The 18128-nt window shown below is 66.2% G+C and carries 15 protein-coding genes and 1 pseudogene; 4 read left to right on the top strand and 12 right to left on the bottom strand.

All coding sequences use genetic code 11. The annotated features are described in order from the left end of the window. Nucleotides 1–237: pseudogene (locus WAZ62_RS16205) on the bottom strand (MarR family transcriptional regulator); the annotation flags it as partial. Nucleotides 238–283: 46 nt separating this feature from the next. On the opposite strand from WAZ62_RS16205, the gene WAZ62_RS16200 reads away from it, so the two are divergent. Continuing rightward, nucleotides 284–1066, top strand: coding sequence for a VOC family protein (locus WAZ62_RS16200; RefSeq protein ID WP_422644572.1), 783 nt, complete (start codon nt 284–286; stop codon nt 1064–1066). A gap of 99 nt (nt 1067–1165) precedes the next feature. Further along, nucleotides 1166–2020, top strand: a complete 855-nt coding sequence (locus WAZ62_RS16195) for an EamA family transporter (RefSeq protein WP_422644571.1) — start codon at nt 1166–1168, stop codon at nt 2018–2020. Here WAZ62_RS16195 and WAZ62_RS16190 read toward each other — a convergent pair whose 3' ends face one another. Next, nucleotides 2021–3487: a flavin-containing monooxygenase gene (locus tag WAZ62_RS16190; protein WP_422644570.1), complete on the bottom strand. Its 1467-nt coding sequence runs from the start codon at nt 3485–3487 to the stop codon at nt 2021–2023. It lies immediately after the preceding gene. Between the two features lie 134 nt (nt 3488–3621). Between WAZ62_RS16190 and WAZ62_RS16185 the strand changes: the two genes are divergently transcribed. Then, nucleotides 3622–4656, top strand: coding sequence for an AraC family transcriptional regulator ligand-binding domain-containing protein (locus WAZ62_RS16185; RefSeq protein ID WP_422644569.1), 1035 nt, complete (start codon nt 3622–3624; stop codon nt 4654–4656). Here WAZ62_RS16185 and phoB read toward each other — a convergent pair. The 6 genes from phoB to WAZ62_RS16155 all read right to left on the bottom strand — a co-directional run bounded on the left by phoB (nt 4650) and on the right by WAZ62_RS16155 (nt 10780). Further along, nucleotides 4650–5360: a phosphate regulon transcriptional regulator PhoB gene (phoB, locus tag WAZ62_RS16180; RefSeq protein ID WP_422644568.1), complete on the bottom strand. Its 711-nt coding sequence runs from the start codon at nt 5358–5360 to the stop codon at nt 4650–4652. The genes WAZ62_RS16185 and phoB overlap by 7 nt on opposite strands. Before the next feature lie 20 nt (nt 5361–5380). Continuing rightward, nucleotides 5381–6097, bottom strand: coding sequence for a phosphate signaling complex protein PhoU (gene phoU / locus WAZ62_RS16175; RefSeq protein WP_422644567.1), 717 nt, complete (start codon nt 6095–6097; stop codon nt 5381–5383). A 19-nt stretch (nt 6098–6116) separates the two neighbouring features. After that, nucleotides 6117–6929 carry a phosphate ABC transporter ATP-binding protein PstB gene (gene pstB / locus WAZ62_RS16170; protein ID WP_422644566.1) on the bottom strand — a complete coding sequence of 271 codons (813 nt, stop codon included), beginning with the start codon at nt 6927–6929 and terminating at the stop codon, nt 6117–6119. A 5-nt stretch (nt 6930–6934) separates the two neighbouring features. Beyond that, nucleotides 6935–8257: a phosphate ABC transporter permease PstA gene (gene pstA / locus WAZ62_RS16165; protein WP_422644565.1), complete on the bottom strand. Its 1323-nt coding sequence runs from the start codon at nt 8255–8257 to the stop codon at nt 6935–6937. Then, nucleotides 8254–9627, bottom strand: coding sequence for a phosphate ABC transporter permease subunit PstC (pstC, locus tag WAZ62_RS16160; RefSeq protein WP_422644573.1), 1374 nt, complete (start codon nt 9625–9627; stop codon nt 8254–8256). The genes pstA and pstC overlap by 4 nt, the downstream gene beginning before the upstream one ends. Nucleotides 9628–9721: 94 nt before the next feature. Then, entirely contained in the window at nt 9722–10780 is a 1059-nt protein-coding gene (locus tag WAZ62_RS16155) for a substrate-binding domain-containing protein (protein ID WP_422644564.1), read from the bottom strand. 335 nt (nt 10781–11115) lie between these two features. Between WAZ62_RS16155 and WAZ62_RS16150 the strand changes: the two genes are divergently transcribed. After that, on the top strand, nt 11116–12840 hold the full coding sequence (locus tag WAZ62_RS16150; RefSeq protein WP_422644563.1) for a calcium-binding protein: 1725 nt from the start codon (nt 11116–11118) through the stop codon (nt 12838–12840). A gap of 76 nt (nt 12841–12916) precedes the next feature. Here WAZ62_RS16150 and WAZ62_RS16145 read toward each other — a convergent pair whose 3' ends face one another. The 4 genes from WAZ62_RS16145 to WAZ62_RS16130 all read right to left on the bottom strand — a co-directional run. Further along, a complete protein-coding gene (locus WAZ62_RS16145; protein ID WP_422644562.1) occupies nt 12917–13948 on the bottom strand; it encodes a PstS family phosphate ABC transporter substrate-binding protein in 1032 nt (343 codons plus the stop codon). Nucleotides 13949–14059: 111 nt separating this feature from the next. Beyond that, a complete protein-coding gene (locus WAZ62_RS16140) occupies nt 14060–15403 on the bottom strand; it encodes an ATP-binding protein (RefSeq protein WP_422644561.1) in 1344 nt (447 codons plus the stop codon). Between the two features lie 64 nt (nt 15404–15467). Beyond that, nucleotides 15468–17729: an NADP-dependent malic enzyme gene (locus tag WAZ62_RS16135; protein WP_422644560.1), complete on the bottom strand. Its 2262-nt coding sequence runs from the start codon at nt 17727–17729 to the stop codon at nt 15468–15470. A 130-nt stretch (nt 17730–17859) separates the two neighbouring features. Further along, on the bottom strand, nt 17860–18128 hold a 269-nt coding region (locus WAZ62_RS16130), incomplete at its 5' end, for a benzoate/H(+) symporter BenE family transporter (RefSeq protein ID WP_422644559.1).

Below are 18128 nucleotides of genomic sequence, written 5' to 3'. Positions count from 1 at the left end.
GGTCAGGGTGGTGCGATCCATCGCCAGCAGGTCGGCGACAGGGCCGGGCGGTGGCGGCTCGGGCCGGTTCAGCGCCATGAGCAGCGAGAACTGGCCATTGGTCAGGCCGGCGGGGCGCAGCGCCTCGTCGAAGCGCCGGGCCATGGCCCGCGCCGCGCGCTGGAGATGAAGACACAGGCAACAATCGCGCACCTCGATCGTCACCGCATGGGGAACAGGTTTTGACAGGCTGGACATATATTGATATCAACATAAAGCCGCGAAGATGGCAAAGGGGGACGTCATGGCCAAGGATACGGGCGATTTCATCTGGTACGAACTGACGACGCCGGATCCCCTGGCCGCCGCCGGCTTCTATGAAGCCGTGCTGGGCTGGCGCCAGCGCCCCGTCGAGAATCCGGCCATGCCCTATCATCTGTTCTCGATGGCCGGGGTCGATGTCGGCGGGGCCATGACGCTGACCGCCGACATGGCCGCCTGCGGCGCGCGGCCGGGCTGGCTGGCCTATGTCGCCGTGGCCGACACCGATGCCGCCACGGCGGCACTGATCGCCGATGGCGCGCGCCAGATCGTGCCGCCGACCGATATTCCCGGCGTCGGCCGCTTCGCCCTGCTGACCGATCCGCAGGGCGCGCCCTTCTACATCATGCGCGGCTGGTCGGCCGGCGGCAGCACCGCCTTCGCCCCGAGCCTGACCGGCCATTGCCAGTGGAACGAATTGTCCAGCACCGATCCCGTCGCCGCCCTCGGCTTCTACAGCCGGCATTTCGGCTGGCGGAAGAGCACCGCCATGCCCATGGGCGAGGCCGGCACCTATCAATTGATCAGCCATGGCGGCGGCGATATCGGCGCGGTGATGCCCCAGATGCAGCCCGGCGCGCCATCGGCCTGGCTGTTCTATTTCGGCGTCGCCGACATCGACACGGCGGAAGCCAGCCTGAAGGCGCGGGGCGCCGCCATCCTCCACGGCCCCAGCGAAGTGCCCGGCCAGCTCTTCATCATCGTCGCCACCGACCCGCAGGGGGCGGTCTTCGGCGTCGTCGGACCTCGGGCTTCCACAACCTGATCCCGCTCTAGACATCTAGATGATTTTCGCGCGGCATCCATCTTCACGGATGCCCCGGTCCGGGCGCATGATCGCGGCATCGAACCGAGTGCCCCGATCATGCCCGCCCTGTCCTGGTCCGTCCTGTTCCTCGTCCTCGCCGCCGCCGCGCTCCATGCCGGCTGGAACACGGCGGTCAAGCGGGCCGGCAGCGCCGAACGGGCGACGGCGCGCATCTGCGTCGGCGGCATCCTGATCGCGCTGGCCGCCCTGCCGTTCATTCCCTGGCCGGCGACGGCGGCCTGGCCCTATCTCGCGGGATCGGTCGGCGTCCATATCGCCTATTTCGCCCTGACGGCGGCGGTCTATGCGAGGGCAGATCTGTCGATCGCCTATCCGATGATGCGGGGCGGCGGGGTGATGGTGACGGCCCTGCTCGCGCCCTTCATCTTCGACGATCCGCTGCCCTGGCCGGGCCTTGTCGGCATCGGCTTCGTCGGCCTTGCCCTGGCGGGGCTTGCCTTCGGCGGCGGGCGCTCCGCCTTCGGGGCGCGGGGCCTGCCCTTCGTGCTGGCCAATGCCCTGGCGATCGGCGCCTATTCCCTGCTGGATGGCCTCGGCGCGCGGGCCTCGGGCGCGCCTCTGTCCTATACGATCCTGGTATTTTCGCTGGGTGCCTTCGGCAATCTCGCGCTGATCGCCGGACGGGACGGCATCGCCTCGCTGCGGCCCTTGCTGGGGGCGCGGGACCTTGCCCTCGCCGTGCTGGGCGGGGCCTGCTGCATCGGCTCCTACGCCCTTGTCCTGACCGCGATGACCCTGGCGCCGGTCGCCCTCATCGCCGCCCTGCGCGAGACCTCGATGCTGTTCGCCGCCGGCTTCGCCGCGCTTATCCTGCACGAGCCCGTGGGCCGACGGCGGCTGGCGGCGGCGCTGCTGGTCGCCGCCGGGGCCGTCGCCATCAAGCTGACCTGATCAGGCGCCCTTGCCGTCGAAGCGGAATTCGGCGAAATCCGGGTGCCGCATCATCCACCAGTAGGTGACGGTGAAGCCCGGCCAGTTGTTGGTGATCTTGCCCGCCGCGTTCTTGTACCAGCTGTTACAGCCAGTGTTCCAGACGGTCTTGTCGAAGTCGTGCTGGAGATGGGCGTTGAAGCTGCTCATCGCCGTGGGCGTTACATCGAGGCTGGCGGCGCCCCGCTTCTCGACCTCGCGCAGGCACTGCAGGATGTAGTTCACCTGGCGCTCGATCATGAAGATGATCGAATTATGCCCGAGGTTGGTGTTCGGGCCGTAGAGCACGAAGAAATTGGGGAAGCCGGCGATGGCGACGCCCTTGTGCGCCTCGGCGCCATTGCGCCAGCGCTCGTTCAGCTCCGCCCCCTGGCGGCCCCAGACCTTCATCGGGGCGATGAAACTCTGGGTCTCGAAGCCGGTGCCATAGATGATGCAATCGACTTCATGCAGCTTGCCGTCGCGCGTGACCACACCCGTCTCGGTCACCTCGACGATCGCATCGGTGACGACATCGACGTTTCTTTGCGACAGGGCCGGATACCAGTCGTTGGAAATCAGGATGCGCTTGCAGCCGACGGGATAATCCGGCTGCAGCTTGGCCTTCAGCAGCGGGTCGGTCACCTGCTTGTCGAGATGGGCCTGGCACTGCTTGCGGGCGAGACTGGCGAACAGCCCCCTGGCCCGGCGCAGCGAGGGGAAACGCGCCTCGAGCAGCAGATAGGTGTAATTGCGATAGGCCCGCTGCACGCCCGGCACATTGCGGAACAGCCATTTGGCCCAGCCGGGGAAGAAATGGTCGTCGCGCGAGATCATCCAGGCCGGGCTGCGCTGGAACAGGGTGAGATGTCCGACCTTGGGCTGGATCTCCGGCAGGAACTGGATCGCGCTGGCGCCCGAGCCGATGACGGCGACGCGCTTGCCCGTCAGGTCATAGTCGTGATCCCAATGCGCCGAATGGAAGGCCTTGCCCTTGAAACGGTCGAGCCCGGCGATCCTGGGGAATTGCGGCCGGCTGAGCTGGCCAAGGCCGGAGACGACGAATTGGGCATCGATCGTCTCGCCATCCGCGAGCGTCACGGTCCAGCGGCCGCGCGCCTCGTCGAAGCGGGCTTCCCGGACTTCGGACCGGAAGCGGATATGGCGCTCCAGGCCGTATTTCTTCGTGCAATGCTCGATATAGTCGACGATTTCCGGCTGCTTGGCGAAGCGCCGCGACCAGTTGGGGTTCAGCTCGAACGAGAAGGAATAGAGGTGGCAGGGCACGTCGCAGCCCGAGCCCGGATAGGAATTCTCGCGCCAGGTGCCGCCGACCTTGTCCGCCTTGTCGAGGATGACGAAATCCTCGATGCCCGAGCGCTTCAGCTGGATGCCGGTGCACAGACCGGCGAAGCCGGTGCCGATCACGCAAACCTTCACGGATGCCATGCTGCTCTCTCCTCCCGAAACGGCCGGTCTCGCGCCGCCCTCATGCACAGAAGAATAGGTAAAAGCCGCGACAGGCACCACGTTCGCTTTGGCCATGAACTTGATAGTTTCGGCCAATCCGGCATGATGGCGCGATGAAATCCGATCTCGACCGTCGGCGCTGGCCGGTGACCAGCCTGTGCGTGCTGCGCGACGCCCTCGCGGCGCGGCAGGTCGATATCGCGCCCTATCTGGCCGCCGCCGGCCTGCCGGCCGCGCTTCTGTCGGACCCCGCGGCGGAAGTTCTCGCCTCGGCCGAGCTGCGAGTGATTTCCGCCATGCTCGGCGATCTGGGCGATCCGCCCGGCCTCGGCCTTCACGTCGGGCAATATTATCGCGTGGCGGCTTACGGTGTCTGGGGTTTCGCCCTGCTGGCCAGCGCCACTTTACGCGGCGCCCTGACCCTTGGCCTCGAGTATCAGGACCTGACCTACAGCGTGATGCCCATCGCCTTCACCGATCAGGGCGAGGGCAGCGCGGTCAGTTTCGACGACCGGGACCTGCCCGCGCCGCTTCGGCGCTACATGGTGGAGCGGGACATCGCCGCCGCCCGCCGCATCGCCATCGATCTGTGGGGCGAGCCGCCGCTATGCCGCGCCGCGCGTTTCCGTTTCGCCGAGCCGGCGGGCCTCGCCCCGCTTTATGAAGCCGCCCTGCAATGCGAGGTCACCTTCGGGGCCGAGGCGAATGAGTTGCTCTACGACCGGGCGGATCTCGACCGGCCATTGCCCCAGGCCAATCCCGTCGTCGCCGCGCTGCATGTCGAAGCGTGCCACGAGCGGCTGCGCCGCCTGCGCGGGCAGGACCCTTTCGTCGAACAGGTGACGGCCTGCATCCTGGCCCGGCCCGGTCATTTTCCCGACCTGCCGGCGGTGGCGGCCGAGATGCGCCTGTCCGAGCGCAGCCTGCGCCGCCGCCTGGCGGAAGCGGGCATCGGCTATCGCGATCTGGTGGCACGCCTGCGCCATGATCTCGCCATCGACATGCTGACCGAGACCGGCATGGCGGTCGAGGCGGTGGCGGAGCGTCTCGGCTATGCCGAGACCGCCAGTTTCACCCATGCCTTCCGGCGCTGGACCGGCCAGAGCCCCAGCCGCTTCAGCGGCCGAAGGACTCCGCCCGGTCAGTAACGCAGGCCGCGGCCGGCGCCCTGCGTGTCGATGGCGTAGCCGGCCGAGCGGACGGTGCGGATCATGTCCTTGCCGCCATGGGCGTTCAGCGCCTTGCGCAGGCGGCGGATATGAACGTCGACCGTGCGCTGCTCGATATAGATGTCGCGGCCCCAGACCGCGTCGAGGATCTGCTCGCGGCTGAACACCCGGCCCGGATTCTCGAGGAAATGGCGCAGCAGGCGGAATTCCGTCGGGCCGAGGTGAATTTCCGAGCCGCCGCGCATCACGCGGTGGGCCGACAGATCCATCTCGACATCGGCGTAATTGAGGCCTTCGTCCGACAGGGCCGGGCGCGAACGGCGCAGCACGGCGCGGATGCGGGCCAGCAACTCGGTCGGCGAGAAGGGCTTGGTCACATAATCGTCGGCGCCGGATTCGAGGCCGCGCACGCGGTCGCTTTCCTCGGTGCGGGCGGTGAGCAGGATGATCGGCACCTGCCGCGTCGTGGGTTTCCGGCGCAGCTGGCGGCAGATCTCGATGCCCGAGACCGAGGGCAGCATCCAGTCGAGGACGATGAGATCGGGCAGGCGCTCGTCGACCAGCATCAGCGCCTCGTCGCCATCCATGCCGACGCGCACCTCGAAGCCATTGGCTTCGAGGTTGTAACGCAGCAGGTCGACAAGGGCCGGCTCATCCTCGACGATCAGGATGGAAGGCTTCATGGAGACACCATTCACTTCGGTCAGGCCACCTGGTCGGGGCCGGTCATCTCGGCGGTCACATCGGCCTTGGCGCGATCGCTGACCATGCGCTGGCCGCGCACGATGTAATAGATCGTCTCGGCCATGTTGGTCGCATGATCGCCGATGCGCTCGATGTTCTTGGCGATGAACAGCAGATGGGTGCAGCCGGTGATCGTCCGCGGATCTTCCATCATATAGGTCAGCAGTTCACGGAAGACGCTGTTGTAGAGCTCGTCCAGCACCGGATCGCGATCGCGCACGGCGATGGCCTTTTCGGCATCCTCGTTCGAGATGGCGTCGAGCACATCCTTGATCATGCCGAGGACAAGCTCGCCCATGCGCGGAATGGCGTGCATCGGCTGCTGCGGCACGGCGACGCCGAGCACGGTGGAACGCTTGGCGATATTCTTGGCGTAGTCGCCGATGCGCTCCAGATCGGTCGCGATCTTCATGGCGCCGACGATGAAGCGAAGATCCACCGCCATCGGCTGGCGCAGCGCCAGGAGCCGGGTGACGAGGTCGGAAATCTCGCTGTCGAAGACATCGATGCGCTGGTCCGAGGAAATGGTGCGCTCGGCGAGGGCCCGATCCCGGCGCACGATCGCCTGAATCGCCGAGGCGACATTGGCTTCGGCAATCCCGCCCATGCGCAGGATCTTGGTCTTCAGCGCGTTCAATTCCTGATCGAAGGCGGAGACGATATGATTGTCGGCCATGTGACTGCTCCCTCCCGGCTCAGCCGAAGCGACCGGTGACGTAATCCTGGGTCCGCTTGTCGACGGGATTGGTGAAGATCCCCTCGGTCGGACCATTCTCGACCAGCACGCCCAGATGGAAGAAGGCGGTCCGCTGGGAAACGCGCGCCGCCTGCTGCATCGAATGCGTCACGATGGCGATGGTGAAATTCTCGCGCAATTCATCGATCAGTTCCTCGATTTTCGCCGTGGCGATGGGATCGAGGGCCGAGCAGGGTTCGTCCATCAGAATGACTTCGGGCGAGACCGCGATGGCGCGGGCGATGCACAGGCGCTGCTGCTGGCCACCCGAAAGGCCGGTGCCGGGCGAAGCCAGGCGATCCGACACTTCCTTCCAGAGGCCGGCCCGCTCCAGGCTCGACTTCACGATGTGCTCCATGTGGTCCTTCGACTCGGCGAGGCCGTGCAGACGGGGACCATAGGCAACATTGTCGAAGATCGACTTCGGAAACGGATTGGGCTTCTGGAACACCATGCCGACCCGGGCGCGCAGGTGCACGACATCGAGTTCCGGCGCGTACATGTCGTCGCCGTCGATCCTGATGTCGCCCTGGATGCGGCAGATCGAGATCGTGTCGTTCATCCGGTTGAGGCAGCGCAGGAAGGTCGACTTGCCGCAGCCCGAGGGGCCGATCAGCGCCGTCACCTGATGCTCGGCGACCTCGAGGTTGATGTTGTAGAGAGCCTGCTTCTCGCCATACCAGAGGTTGACGTTCTTGGCCGAGATCTTGGCCTTGCCGTCCAGCGGGATGGTATGGGTGGTAAAGTCGAGAGTGTTGATCGGGGCAGTCATGGCACTCACCACTTGCGTTCGAATTTTTTGCGGAGATAGATCGCGATCGCGTTCATGCACACCAGGAACACCAGGAGTACCATGATGGCGGCCGAGGTCTTTTCGACGAAGGCGCGTTCCGGGCTGTCGGCCCAGAGGTAGATCTGCACCGGCAGCACGGTCGCGGGCGACGTGAAACCGCCCGGGATATCGACGATGAAGGCGACCATGCCGATCATGAGAAGCGGCGCGGTCTCGCCCAGGGCATGGGCCATGCCGAGGATGGCGCCCGTCAGCATACCCGGCATCGACAGCGGCAGGGTGTGATGCATCACCACCTGGATGGGTGAAGCGCCCATGCCGAGCGCCGCCTCGCGGATCGAGGGCGGCACGGCCTTGATGGCGGCGCGGGACGCGATGATGATGATCGGCAGCGCCTGCAGGGCCAGCACCAGGCCGCCGACGATCGGCGCCGAACGCGGCATCCCGAAGAAGTTCAGGAACACCGCGAGACCCAGAAGACCGAAGACGATCGAGGGCACCGCCGCGAGGTTGTTGATGTTCACCTCGATGATGTCGGTCAGCTTGTTCTTCGGCGCGAATTCCTCGAGATAGACCGCCGCCATGACCCCCAGCGGGAAAGCGATGCCGAGGGTGACGATCAGCGTGTAGAGAGAGCCGACGACGGCGCCCCACAGGCCGGCGTTTTCCGGCTCGCGGCTGTCGCCGGTGGTCAGCAGCTCGGTGTTCATCGCGGCGCTCAAGCTGCCATCGGCCACCAGCGTGTCATAGATGCCCAGCTGGAGGTCGTTCAGCTTGCGGTCGCCCTCGGCCACGTCGCGGTCGATGTAACCCTTGCGCAGCATGTCGACGAGATCGTCGGTCAGCACCTCGAAGCGGATGGTCTGGCCGATCAGGTCGGGGTTGTCGCGGACATGGGCCGCGACTTCATAGCCCGCGCCCGAGGAGATGAGCGCCATCATCTGGCGGATCGGCTGGCGGCCGGTCACCTCGGGGAATTTCTTCTGCATCGCCGCGCGGATGAGCGCGGTGTAATCCGCGCTGGCGATGACCTTGGGATCCTTCGTGCCCTGGGGATCGATCACCGCCGGGTCGAGGTTCAGCTCCAGTTCCACCTTGGTGGTCACGAAGGCCGACGAGCCCTGCAGGATGATCGAGCCGACGAGCAGCACGAGGAAGACGACGGCGGAAGACACCGCGAGGATGCCCCACATCTTGAAGCGCGCCTCGGCGGCATAACGCTTCTTCAGCAGGCGGTTGAACTTCTCGTGCTTTTCCGTCGAGGCCGAGAAGGGCTCGACGACGAATTTGTTCGCGACGTCGGTCATTCGTACTGCTCCCGATACTTGCGGACAATCCGCAGCGCCACGATGTTGAGGCACAGGGTGACGACGAAGAGCACCAGGCCGAGGGCGAAGGTCGCCAGGGTCTTGGGGCTGTCGAATTCCTGATCGCCGACCAGCAGGGTGGCGATCTGGACGGTTACCGTCGTCACCGCCTCGAAGGGGTTGGCGGTCAGGTTGGCGGAGAGGCCGGCGGCCATGACGACGATCATCGTCTCGCCGATCGCGCGGGAGATCGCCAGCATCAGGGCGCCGACGATGCCGGGCAGCGCCGCCGGAATGATCACCCGCTTGATGGTTTCGGACTTGGTGGCGCCAAGGCCGTAGGAGCCGTCGCGCATCGCCTGGGGCACCGCGGTCATCACGTCGTCGGAGAGCGACGAGACGAAGGGCACGATCATGACGCCCATGACGACGCCGGCGGCGAGCGCGGATTCGGAGGCGACGTCGAGCCCGGCCATCTGGCCGAGCTGGCGGACGAAGGGCGCGACGGTCAGGGCGGCGAAGAAGCCGTAGACCACGGTCGGGATGCCGGCCAGCACCTCGAGGACGGGCTTCAGCACCGAGCGCACCCGGCGATCGGCATATTCCGACATGTAGATCGCCGACATCAGGCCGATCGGCGCCGCGACCGCCATGGCAATCATGGTGATCAGCAAGGTGCCGGTGAACAGGGGCACCGCGCCGAAGGCCCCGGTCGAGCCGACCTGATCGGCGCGCATCGCCGTCTGCGGGCTCCACTGGATGCCGAAGAGGAACTCGGTGAAGGAGACCTTCTCGAAGAACAGCGCGGATTCGAACATCAGCGACAGGATGATGCCGACGGTGGTCAGCACCGCGATGGTCGATGCCACCATCAGCGTGATCATCACCGCCTGCTCGACCCGGGGCCGGGCGCGCAGGAGCGGCGTGATCCGGCTCTGGGCGAAGGCAAGGCCGATGATGCCGATCCCGAGCGCGCCGATCGCCATGGCGATCGACGAATAATCCATCAGCTGCAGATAGCGGTCCGCGGCGGCGCGCAGCGTATCGGTCACCTCGCCGGCGATCGTGCCGTTGAGGGCCAGATTATGCACATCGGTCATGAACAGCGAATGCCGCTCGACCGGAATGTCGGCGGGGATACCGGCGCGCAGGATGCCGTCGATAATGCCGCCCTCGAAGATCAGCCACAGCAGGGCAAGCAACAGGGCCGGCACCGCGCACCACAGCGCCATGTAATAGCCGTAGTAGCCGGGCAGGGAATGCAGACCGCGCGTCTTGCCGCCGTTGCGGCCGAGGGCGGTCGACCGGCCCATGTAATAGCCGATCACCGACAGGACGAGGATGGTCGCGATGACTATGTAACTCGGCATCATTGCGTCTTTCGCGGGCCCAGGTGTCGGGACCCCTGGGCCGGTACGGGAAACGGCGGCCGGTTGATCGGCCGCCGCTGTGTTGCGATGTCGCTTACTTCACGCTCGCCGTATCCATCGGCACCAGGCCGGTGGCGGCGGCGCGCACCTTGGCGGCTTCTTCCGCCGGCAGGGCGATCAGGCCCTTGTCGGCGAGATAGCCGTTCTCGCCCATGGCCTTGTCCGAGGTGTATTCGACCAGGAATTCCTGAATGCCCGGAACCGTGCCGACATGGGCCTTCTTCGCGTAGACGAAGAGCGAGCGCGAGACGCCGTATTTGCCCGAGGAAATATCCTCGTATTCCGGCTTCACGCCTTCGATGGTGGCACCCTTGATCTTGTCGCCGTTCTCTTCGAGGAAGCTGTAGCCGAAGATGCCGAAGGCGTTCGGGTTGGACACCAGCTTCTGGACGATCAGATTGTCGTTCTCGCCGGCTTCGACATAGACGCCGTCCTCGCGGACCTTCATGCAGGCCTTGCCAGCGTCTTTCTTGTCGACGCCGGAAGCGACGATCGCCTCGACGGCATGGGCTTCCTCGCAGCCCTTTTCCATGACGAGCTCGTTGAAGGCGTCGCGGGTGCCCGAGGTCGGGGGCGGGCCGAGGACTTCGATCTTGGTCGCGGGCAGCTTGGCGTCGACTTCGTTCCACATCTTGTAGGGATTGTCGACCATCTTGCCATCGACGACGACCTGGGCCGCCAGGGCCTTCCACAGGATCGCCTTGTCGACATCGAAGGCCGGGCCCGACTTGTCATTGGCGAAGACGATGCCGTCGAAGCCGATCTTCACCTCGATGATCTCGGTCACGCCGTTCTTGGCGCAGGTTTCGATTTCCGAGGCCTTGATCCGGCGCGAGGCGCCCGTGATATCCGGCGTGTCGACGCCAACGCCGCCGCAGAACAGCTTCATGCCGCCGCCGGTGCCGGTCGATTCGACGATCGGGGTCTTGAAGGCACCCAGCTTGCCGAAGGCTTCGGACACCGCCGTGGTGAAGGGGAACACCGTCGAGGAACCGACAATGCGGATCTGGTCGCGAGCGGCGGCCTGGCCGGAAAAGGCGGTTGCCAGCACGGCTGCGGCGCCGAGTGCGGCGAAGCTGATCTTGTTGGCCATGGTTCAATCCCCGAAGTGTTCGAATGGTCTAGGCTGCGGTCGGTGGCGCGAAGGCCTGCCGCGGAGGTCACGGAAATTCCGTACACTCTCGGGCCGGACCATAGTCAGCCGCCGGGTCTTTCATATGACATTACCATTGCCGTTTTATGACGGCGGCCGGCGGCGCGGATAGCCGTGGGGCCAACCCTTCCCCGAACGGGGAAATCGACGACTTCCACCGCAATCGGCAATCTGTATTCTCGGATCGTCGCCTCGTGACCCTGGGCGCGCGTCGGTGAATCTCGCGCGTCTTCGCCGTGGTCTGGGCGCCGGTACAATCGAGGTGCATGATGGCAGTGACCTACGGAACGAATGGTGCGGACACGTTTTCCGGCACCAGCGGCAATGATCAGCTGTATGGCTACGCGGCGGGATCGCCCGCCACCGACACTGGTGGCGACACGATCAGCGGCCTTGCCGGCAATGACACCATCGAGGGCGGCGGCGGCAACGACGTGCTCGACGGCGGCACCGGCGACGACACGCTGCGCGGCGGCGCCGGCGACGACATCCTGAAGAGTGGTGGCGGCAACGACACGCTGGACGGCGGCCTCGGCAATGACACCTATATCTATCAGGGCGGTAGCCTGACCCTGACCGACGCGGGCGGCACCGACACCCTGGACTTCCAGGTCTCGGGCACCACCAGCTTCACCCTGAGCGGCGCCTTCGAGATCGTCCTGGGCGGCACCGGCAACGACACGATCGCGGCCCAGGCGGGCACGACGACCGCCATCAGCTATGCCGGCCGGGCCGGCAACGACATCCTGACCGGCGGCAACGCCAACGACACGCTCGACGGCGGCGATGGCAATGACACGCTGAGCGGCGGCAAGGGCAACGACACGCTGCAGGGCGGCGCGGGCAACGACACGCTGAGCGGTGGCGACGGCAACGACATCCTGAAGAGCGGGGGCGGCACCGACACGCTGAACGGCGGCCTTGGTGACGACACCTTCATCTATCAGGGTGGCAGCCTGACCCTCAGTGACGACGGCGGCAACGACCGGATCGAATTGCAGGTCGCGATCACCACCAGCTTCACCCTGAGCGCGGCCTTCGAGACGGTGGTCGGCGGCTCGGGCGCCGACACGCTTTCGGTCGCGGCTGGCGCAACGACCGGGGTCACCTATTACGGCAACGCCGGCAACGACATCCTGAACGGTGGCGGCGGCAAGGACACGCTCGACGGCGGCGATGGCAACGACACGCTGAACGGCGGCGCCGGGGCCGACAAGATGACCGGCGGCGCGGGCAACGATCTCTATGTCGTCGACAGCGCGGGCGACCTGGTGACCGAGGCGGCCAATGGCGGCACCGACACGGTGCAGACCACCCTGGCCACCTATACGCTGGCGGCCAATGTCGAGAACCTGACCTATACCGGCACGGGCACTTTCACCGGCACGGGCAATGCCCTGGCCAACACGATCACCGGCGGCGCGGGCAACGACACGCTGGACGGCGGCGCCGGCAACGACACGCTGATCGGTGGCGCGGGCAATGACACCTATATCCTCGATTCCGCCAGCGACAAGATCACCGAGACCAGCACCGGCGGCACCGACACGGTGAAGGTCGGCTTCTCCTATACCCTGGCGGCGCGGCTGGAGAACCTGACCATCACGACCTCGGCCGACGGAATCGCGGGCACCGGCAATTCCGTGGCCAACGTCCTGACGGGCGCGGCGGGCGACGATGTCCTGTCGGGCCTTGGCGGCAACGACACGCTGACCGGCGGCGCCGGCAAGGACCGGCTGACCGGCGGCACGGGCAACGACACCTTCCTGTTCGTCGCGGGCAAGGCCAATGGCGATATCGTGACCGATTTCGCCGGCAATGGCGCGGCGGCGGGCGACAGCATCGTCTTCCAGGGCTTCGGCACGGCGGAAGGCGGGGCCAAATTGGTCCAGATCGACGACACGACCTGGCGCGTGACCTCGGCCGATGGCGCGATCCGGGAGCGGATCTACTTCGACAATGGCGCCCCTATCGACGCCAGCGATTTCATCTTCGTCTGAGCCGGGGCGCCCGCGCCCCACATGAAAACGGCGGCCCTTTCGGGCCGCCGTCGTCGTTTCAGGCCTGATGGCCGGATCAGAAGGCCGCGGTGTCGAGCGGGGTCAGGTTCTTGACCACGTCGCGCTGCTTGGCCAGTTCCGCCGGGGACAGCAGGATCAGGCCCTTGCCTTCGAGGTAGCCGTTGGCGGCGATCGCGCGGTCCGAGAAGAATTCGTTCAGATATTCGGCGATGCCGGGGACGGAGCCGATCTGATACTTCTTCACGTAGAAGAACAGCGGACGCGAAACCGGATAGGTGCCGGCCTGGACGTTTTCGTAGGTCGGGGCGACGCCGCCGACATGCGAGCCCTGGATCTTGTCCGCGTTTTCCTCGAGATAGCTGTAACCGAAGATGCCGAGGGCGGTCGGATTGGCGACCAGCTTCTGGACGATCAGGTTGTCGTTCTCGCCGGCTTCGACGAAGACGCCGTCTTCACGGATCTTCATGCACGCCTTGCCCGAGATCAGGCCCTTGTTCTCGGCGACATCCTCGCAGCCCTTTTCGAGAACCAGCTCGTTGAAGGCGTCGCGGGTGCCCGAGGTCGGGGGCGGGCCGAGGACTTCGATCTTTTCCGCCGGCAGCTTGGGATCGATTTCATTCCAGGTCTTGTAGGGGTTCGGAACCACGGCGCCATTGACGACGACGGTGGCCGAAAGCGCCTTCCAGATCTGGCCGCGGGTCACGTCGAAGGCCGGGGCCTTCTTCGAGTTGGCGAGGACGATGCCGTCATAGCCGACGACCAGCTCGATGATGTCCTGGATGCCGTTGTTCTGGCAGGCATCGATCTCCGACCGCTTGATGCGGCGCGAGGCGTTGCTGATGTCGGGGTAGCTGTCGCCGGCGCCGGCGCAGAACAGCTTGAAGCCGCCGCCCGTGCCGGTCGATTCGACGATCGGCGCCTTGAAGGTGCCGGTCTTGCCGAAGGCTTCGGCGACGGCGGTCGAGAAGGGGAACACGGTCGAGGAGCCGACGATGCGGATCTGGTCGCGGGCCTGGGCGGCACCGGCGAAGCCGGTCGCGAGCACGGCCGTCGCGGCCAGCGCGACAAGGGTGGATTTCAGGGTCATGGAGCCAATCCCGGGGGTTGATTTCGGCGCGGACGTTACGCCGCGTCGACGACCGCTCCATGACGATCGGGTTTCATTTTCGTGACTCCCCAAGGGCCAGCTCCCCGAGAGTCAGCTCCGGGCCGGAAGATAAATGGTGAAGACCGTGCCGACCCCGACCGTCGAATCGATGGTCAGCGCCCCCCGGTGCCGGTTGACGATATGCTTGACGATGGCGAGGCCGAGCCCGGTGCCGCCGAGATCCCGGCTGCGCGCGGCGTCGACCCGGTAGAAACGCTCGGTCAGGCGCGGCAGGTGTTCCCGCGCGATCCCCGGCCCCTGGTCGGTGATCGCGATCGAAACCGGCCGGGACTCGCCGGTCCAGCCCGAGCGGGCGGGCACATGATCGATCAGCCGCGCCTCGATGCGGACCACGCCGCCCTGGCGGCCGTATTTGATCGCGTTGTCGATCAGGTTGGTGAAGATCTGTTCCAGTTCGCCCTCGTCGCCGATGACGGCGGGCAGGCCGTCCGGCAGGACGATCTCGACCTTGCAATCCTTGGCCTGGGCCCGGAATTCCAGCGACTGCACCACCCGCCGAAGCACGACCGGCAGGCTGACCGGATCATCCGGGGGCGTGTGTTCCGTCAACTCCACCCGCGACAGGGACAGAAGATCGTTGACCAGCCGTGTCATGCGCTCGACCTGGGCGGCCATTGTCGTCAGGAAACGCGCGCGCGCCACGGCGTCGTCCTTGGCCGGCCCCAGCAGGGTCTCGATATAGCCGCCGAGGGCGGCGAGGGGGGTGCGGATTTCGTGGCTGGCGTTGGCGACGAAATCGGCGCGCATCCGCTCCACCCGCTTCGACTGGGTATGATCCCGGAAGACGAGCGCGGCGACGACGCCGCCCGGCAGCGGTCGCTCGAAGGCGGCGATGCTGCAGGTCAGCTCGCGGGCGACGGGAACCGGCAGGGAAAGTTCGATCTCGGTCTCCGCCTCCTCGCCGAGGATCACCGCGTCGACCGATTCGAGAACTTCGGGATGGCGCAACACGGAGGCGAGGGGGCGGCCGGGCGCGGCATCGCCGAACAGGCCCCGCGCCGCCCGGTTGATCAGGCGGATGGCGTGATCGCGATCGATCAGGATCAGGGGATCGGGCAGGAGGTCGAGGACGGCGCGATGCCCGCGCTCGGCTTCGGCCTTATCCTTGCGCAGGGCGCCGAGCTGGGCCGAGAGCCGGACGACGGCCTCGCTCGCCTCCTCGATTTCGGCGACCGCCGTGGTTTCCACGGCCTGATTCCGCTGGCGGCGCATCAGTTGCGCGAGCACGGCGGCGACAAGCGCGATGACGAGAATACCCGCCCCCGCGCCGCCGGCCGTGACCTGACCGCCGGCCAGCAGCAGCGCCAGCGCGACCAGCCCCGACGCCCCGAGACGAAGAGCGGTGACGATGAACCCCGAATAAGCCTTGCTCATCGTCACTCCCGAACCGATTCGGCGCCAAGTGGTTCAACCGAGACAGATGGAACCCTTTGATCCGCTAGCGTGCCATATAGGCGGTCAGCGCCGAAAGGTTGACGAGATCGGACACCGCCGTGCCCAGCGGCACGATCTGGACCGGCCGCGACATGCCGACCAGCAGCGGCCCGATCACCGTGGCTCCGCCCAGTTCGTTCATCATCTTGGCGACGGTGATCGAGGTCGAGAGCGATGGCATGATCAGCACATTCGCCGGCTCGGTCAGGCGGATGAACGGGTAAAGGCTCATCAGCTTCCGGTTCAGGGCGACGTCGGCCATCATCTCGCCGTCATATTCGAAATCGGTCTCCTGCTGGTCGAGCAGGGCGACGGCCTCGCGCACGGTGTTGGACGAGGTGCGCGGCCGGTTGCCGAAATTGGAATAGGACAGGAAGGCCACGCGCGGTTCGTGGCCGAGCCGGCGGACGACTTCCGCCGACTGGCGGGCGATATCGGCGAGGGCCTGGGGCGTCGGCTGCTCGTCGACGGCGGTATCGGCGAGATAGATCGTCCGGCCCTTGGCGAGGACGACCGAAAGACCGAAAATGCGGCTGCCCGGCACCGGGTCGATCACCTTGCGCACATCCTCGAGCGAGGCGGCGTAGGAGCGGGTAAGGCCGGTCACCATCGCGTCGGCATCGCCATTCGCCACCATGCAGGCGGCGAAGACATTGCGGTCGTTGTTCACCAGGCGCTGGCAGTCGCGGTACAGCTGGCCCCGGCGCTGCTGCCGGGCGTAGAGGAAGTCGCTGTAGCGCGTGGTATGGGTCGAATTGCGGGCATTGTGGATCTCCAGCCCCGCCTCGGTGTCGAGGCCCATGTCCTCGATGGTCTGGCGGATGCGATCCTCGCGGCCGACCAGCACCGGCGTGCCATAGCCCGAATTGCGGAAGGCGAGGGCGGCGCGGATGGTCTTTTCCTCCTCGCCCTCGGCGAAGACGACGCGCTTGGGCGCGGCCCGAACCTCGTCGAAGACGCGCTGGAACAGCCCGACCGCCGGATCGAGACGGGCCGAAAGCTCGTCCCTGTAGGCCTTCATGTCGATGATCGGCCGGCGGGCGACGCCCGTGTCCATCGCCGCCTTGGCGACGGCGGGCGGCACATGGCTGATCAGCCGGGGATCGAAAGGCACCGGGATGATGTATTTGGGGCCATACTGCGGCCGGCTGCCGGCATAGGCGGCGGCGACCTCGTCCGGCACGTCTTCCCGCGCGAGATTGGCGAGGGCGTGGGCCGCCGCCAGTTTCATCTCGTCATTGATCGTCCGGGCGCGGACGTCCAGCGCCCCGCGGAAGATATAGGGGAAGCCGAGGACGTTGTTCACCTGGTTCGGATAGTCCGAACGGCCGGTCGCCACGATGGCGTCGGAACGGACCGCCTCGACCTCCTCCGGGGTGATCTCCGGGTCGGGGTTGGCCATGGCGAAGATGACGGGATGCGGCGCCATGGCGGCGACCATCTCGCGGGTCACCGCGCCCTTGACCGACAGGCCGAGGAAGACATCGGCGCCCTGCATCGCTTCTTCGAGGGTGCGCTTGTCCGTCGTCACCGCATGGGCCGACTTCCACTGGTTCATGCCCTCGGTGCGGCCCTGATAGATGACGCCCTTGGAATCGCAGAGGGTGGCGTTCTCATGCGGGAGGCCCAGGCGCTTGATCAGCTCGATGCAGGCGATCGAGGCGGCGCCGGCGCCATTGACCACGACCCTGATGTCCTTGATCGACTTGCCGGTCAGGTCGAGCGCGTTGATCAGGCCGGCGGCGGCGATGATCGCCGTGCCGTGCTGGTCGTCGTGGAACACCGGAATGTCCATCATCTCGCGCAGGCGGCTTTCGATGACGAAGCACTCGGGCGCCTTGATATCCTCGAGATTGATGCCGCCGAAGCTGGGGCCGAGGTAGCGGACCGAATTGATGAAGGCTTCCACGTCCTCGGTATCGACTTCGAGATCGATCGAATCGACATCGGCGAAACGCTTGAACAGGACCGCCTTGCCCTCCATCACCGGCTTGGAGGCGAGGGCGCCCAGATTGCCGAGACCGAGGATGGCCGTGCCGTTCGAGATCACCGCGACCAGATTGCCCTTGATCGTGTAATCATAGGCCGTGCTCGGGTCGGCGGCGATGGCATGGACAGGAATGGCGACGCCCGGCGAATAGGCGAGGCTGAGATCGCGCTGCGTCGCCATCGGCTTCGTCGCCACGATCTCGAGCTTGCCCGGCCGGCCCTGGCTGTGAAACAGCAGGGCTTCCTGATCCGAGACAACGGTGCGCTTGGTGCTCATGGTCCTGTCCAATCGGGCGCGAAACACGCCCTGCTCCCTCTGGAATGTTTGCGGCTGACGCCGGAGGGTGCGGACTATCCTACCCTTTCCATTTATTGTCCAGCAAAGCCTAAAAACTTTTCGTTTCTTCTCAATGACGGCGCAGCAACAGCCACGCCGCGCCGCCCGCCAGCAGACCCCAGAAGGCGGAACCGATGCCGCCGAAGCTCATGCCCGAGGCGGTGACGAGGAAGGTGACCAGCGCCGCCTCGCGTTCCGACGGCACCGACAGGGCGGCGGACAGGGCATTGCCGAAGGCCCCGATCAGGGCAAGGCCGGCCACGGCCTGAATCAGCACCGGCGGCGCGGCGGCGGCGACCAGCGCGGCCAGGGTCGCGACCATGCCGATGACGACATAGC

Source organism: Zavarzinia sp., assembly GCF_049306435.1.
Taxonomy (GTDB): domain Bacteria; phylum Pseudomonadota; class Alphaproteobacteria; order Zavarziniales; family Zavarziniaceae; genus Zavarzinia.
The sequence above is the reverse complement of the archived record's forward strand: the minus strand, read 5'-3'. Positions and strand labels throughout refer to the sequence as shown.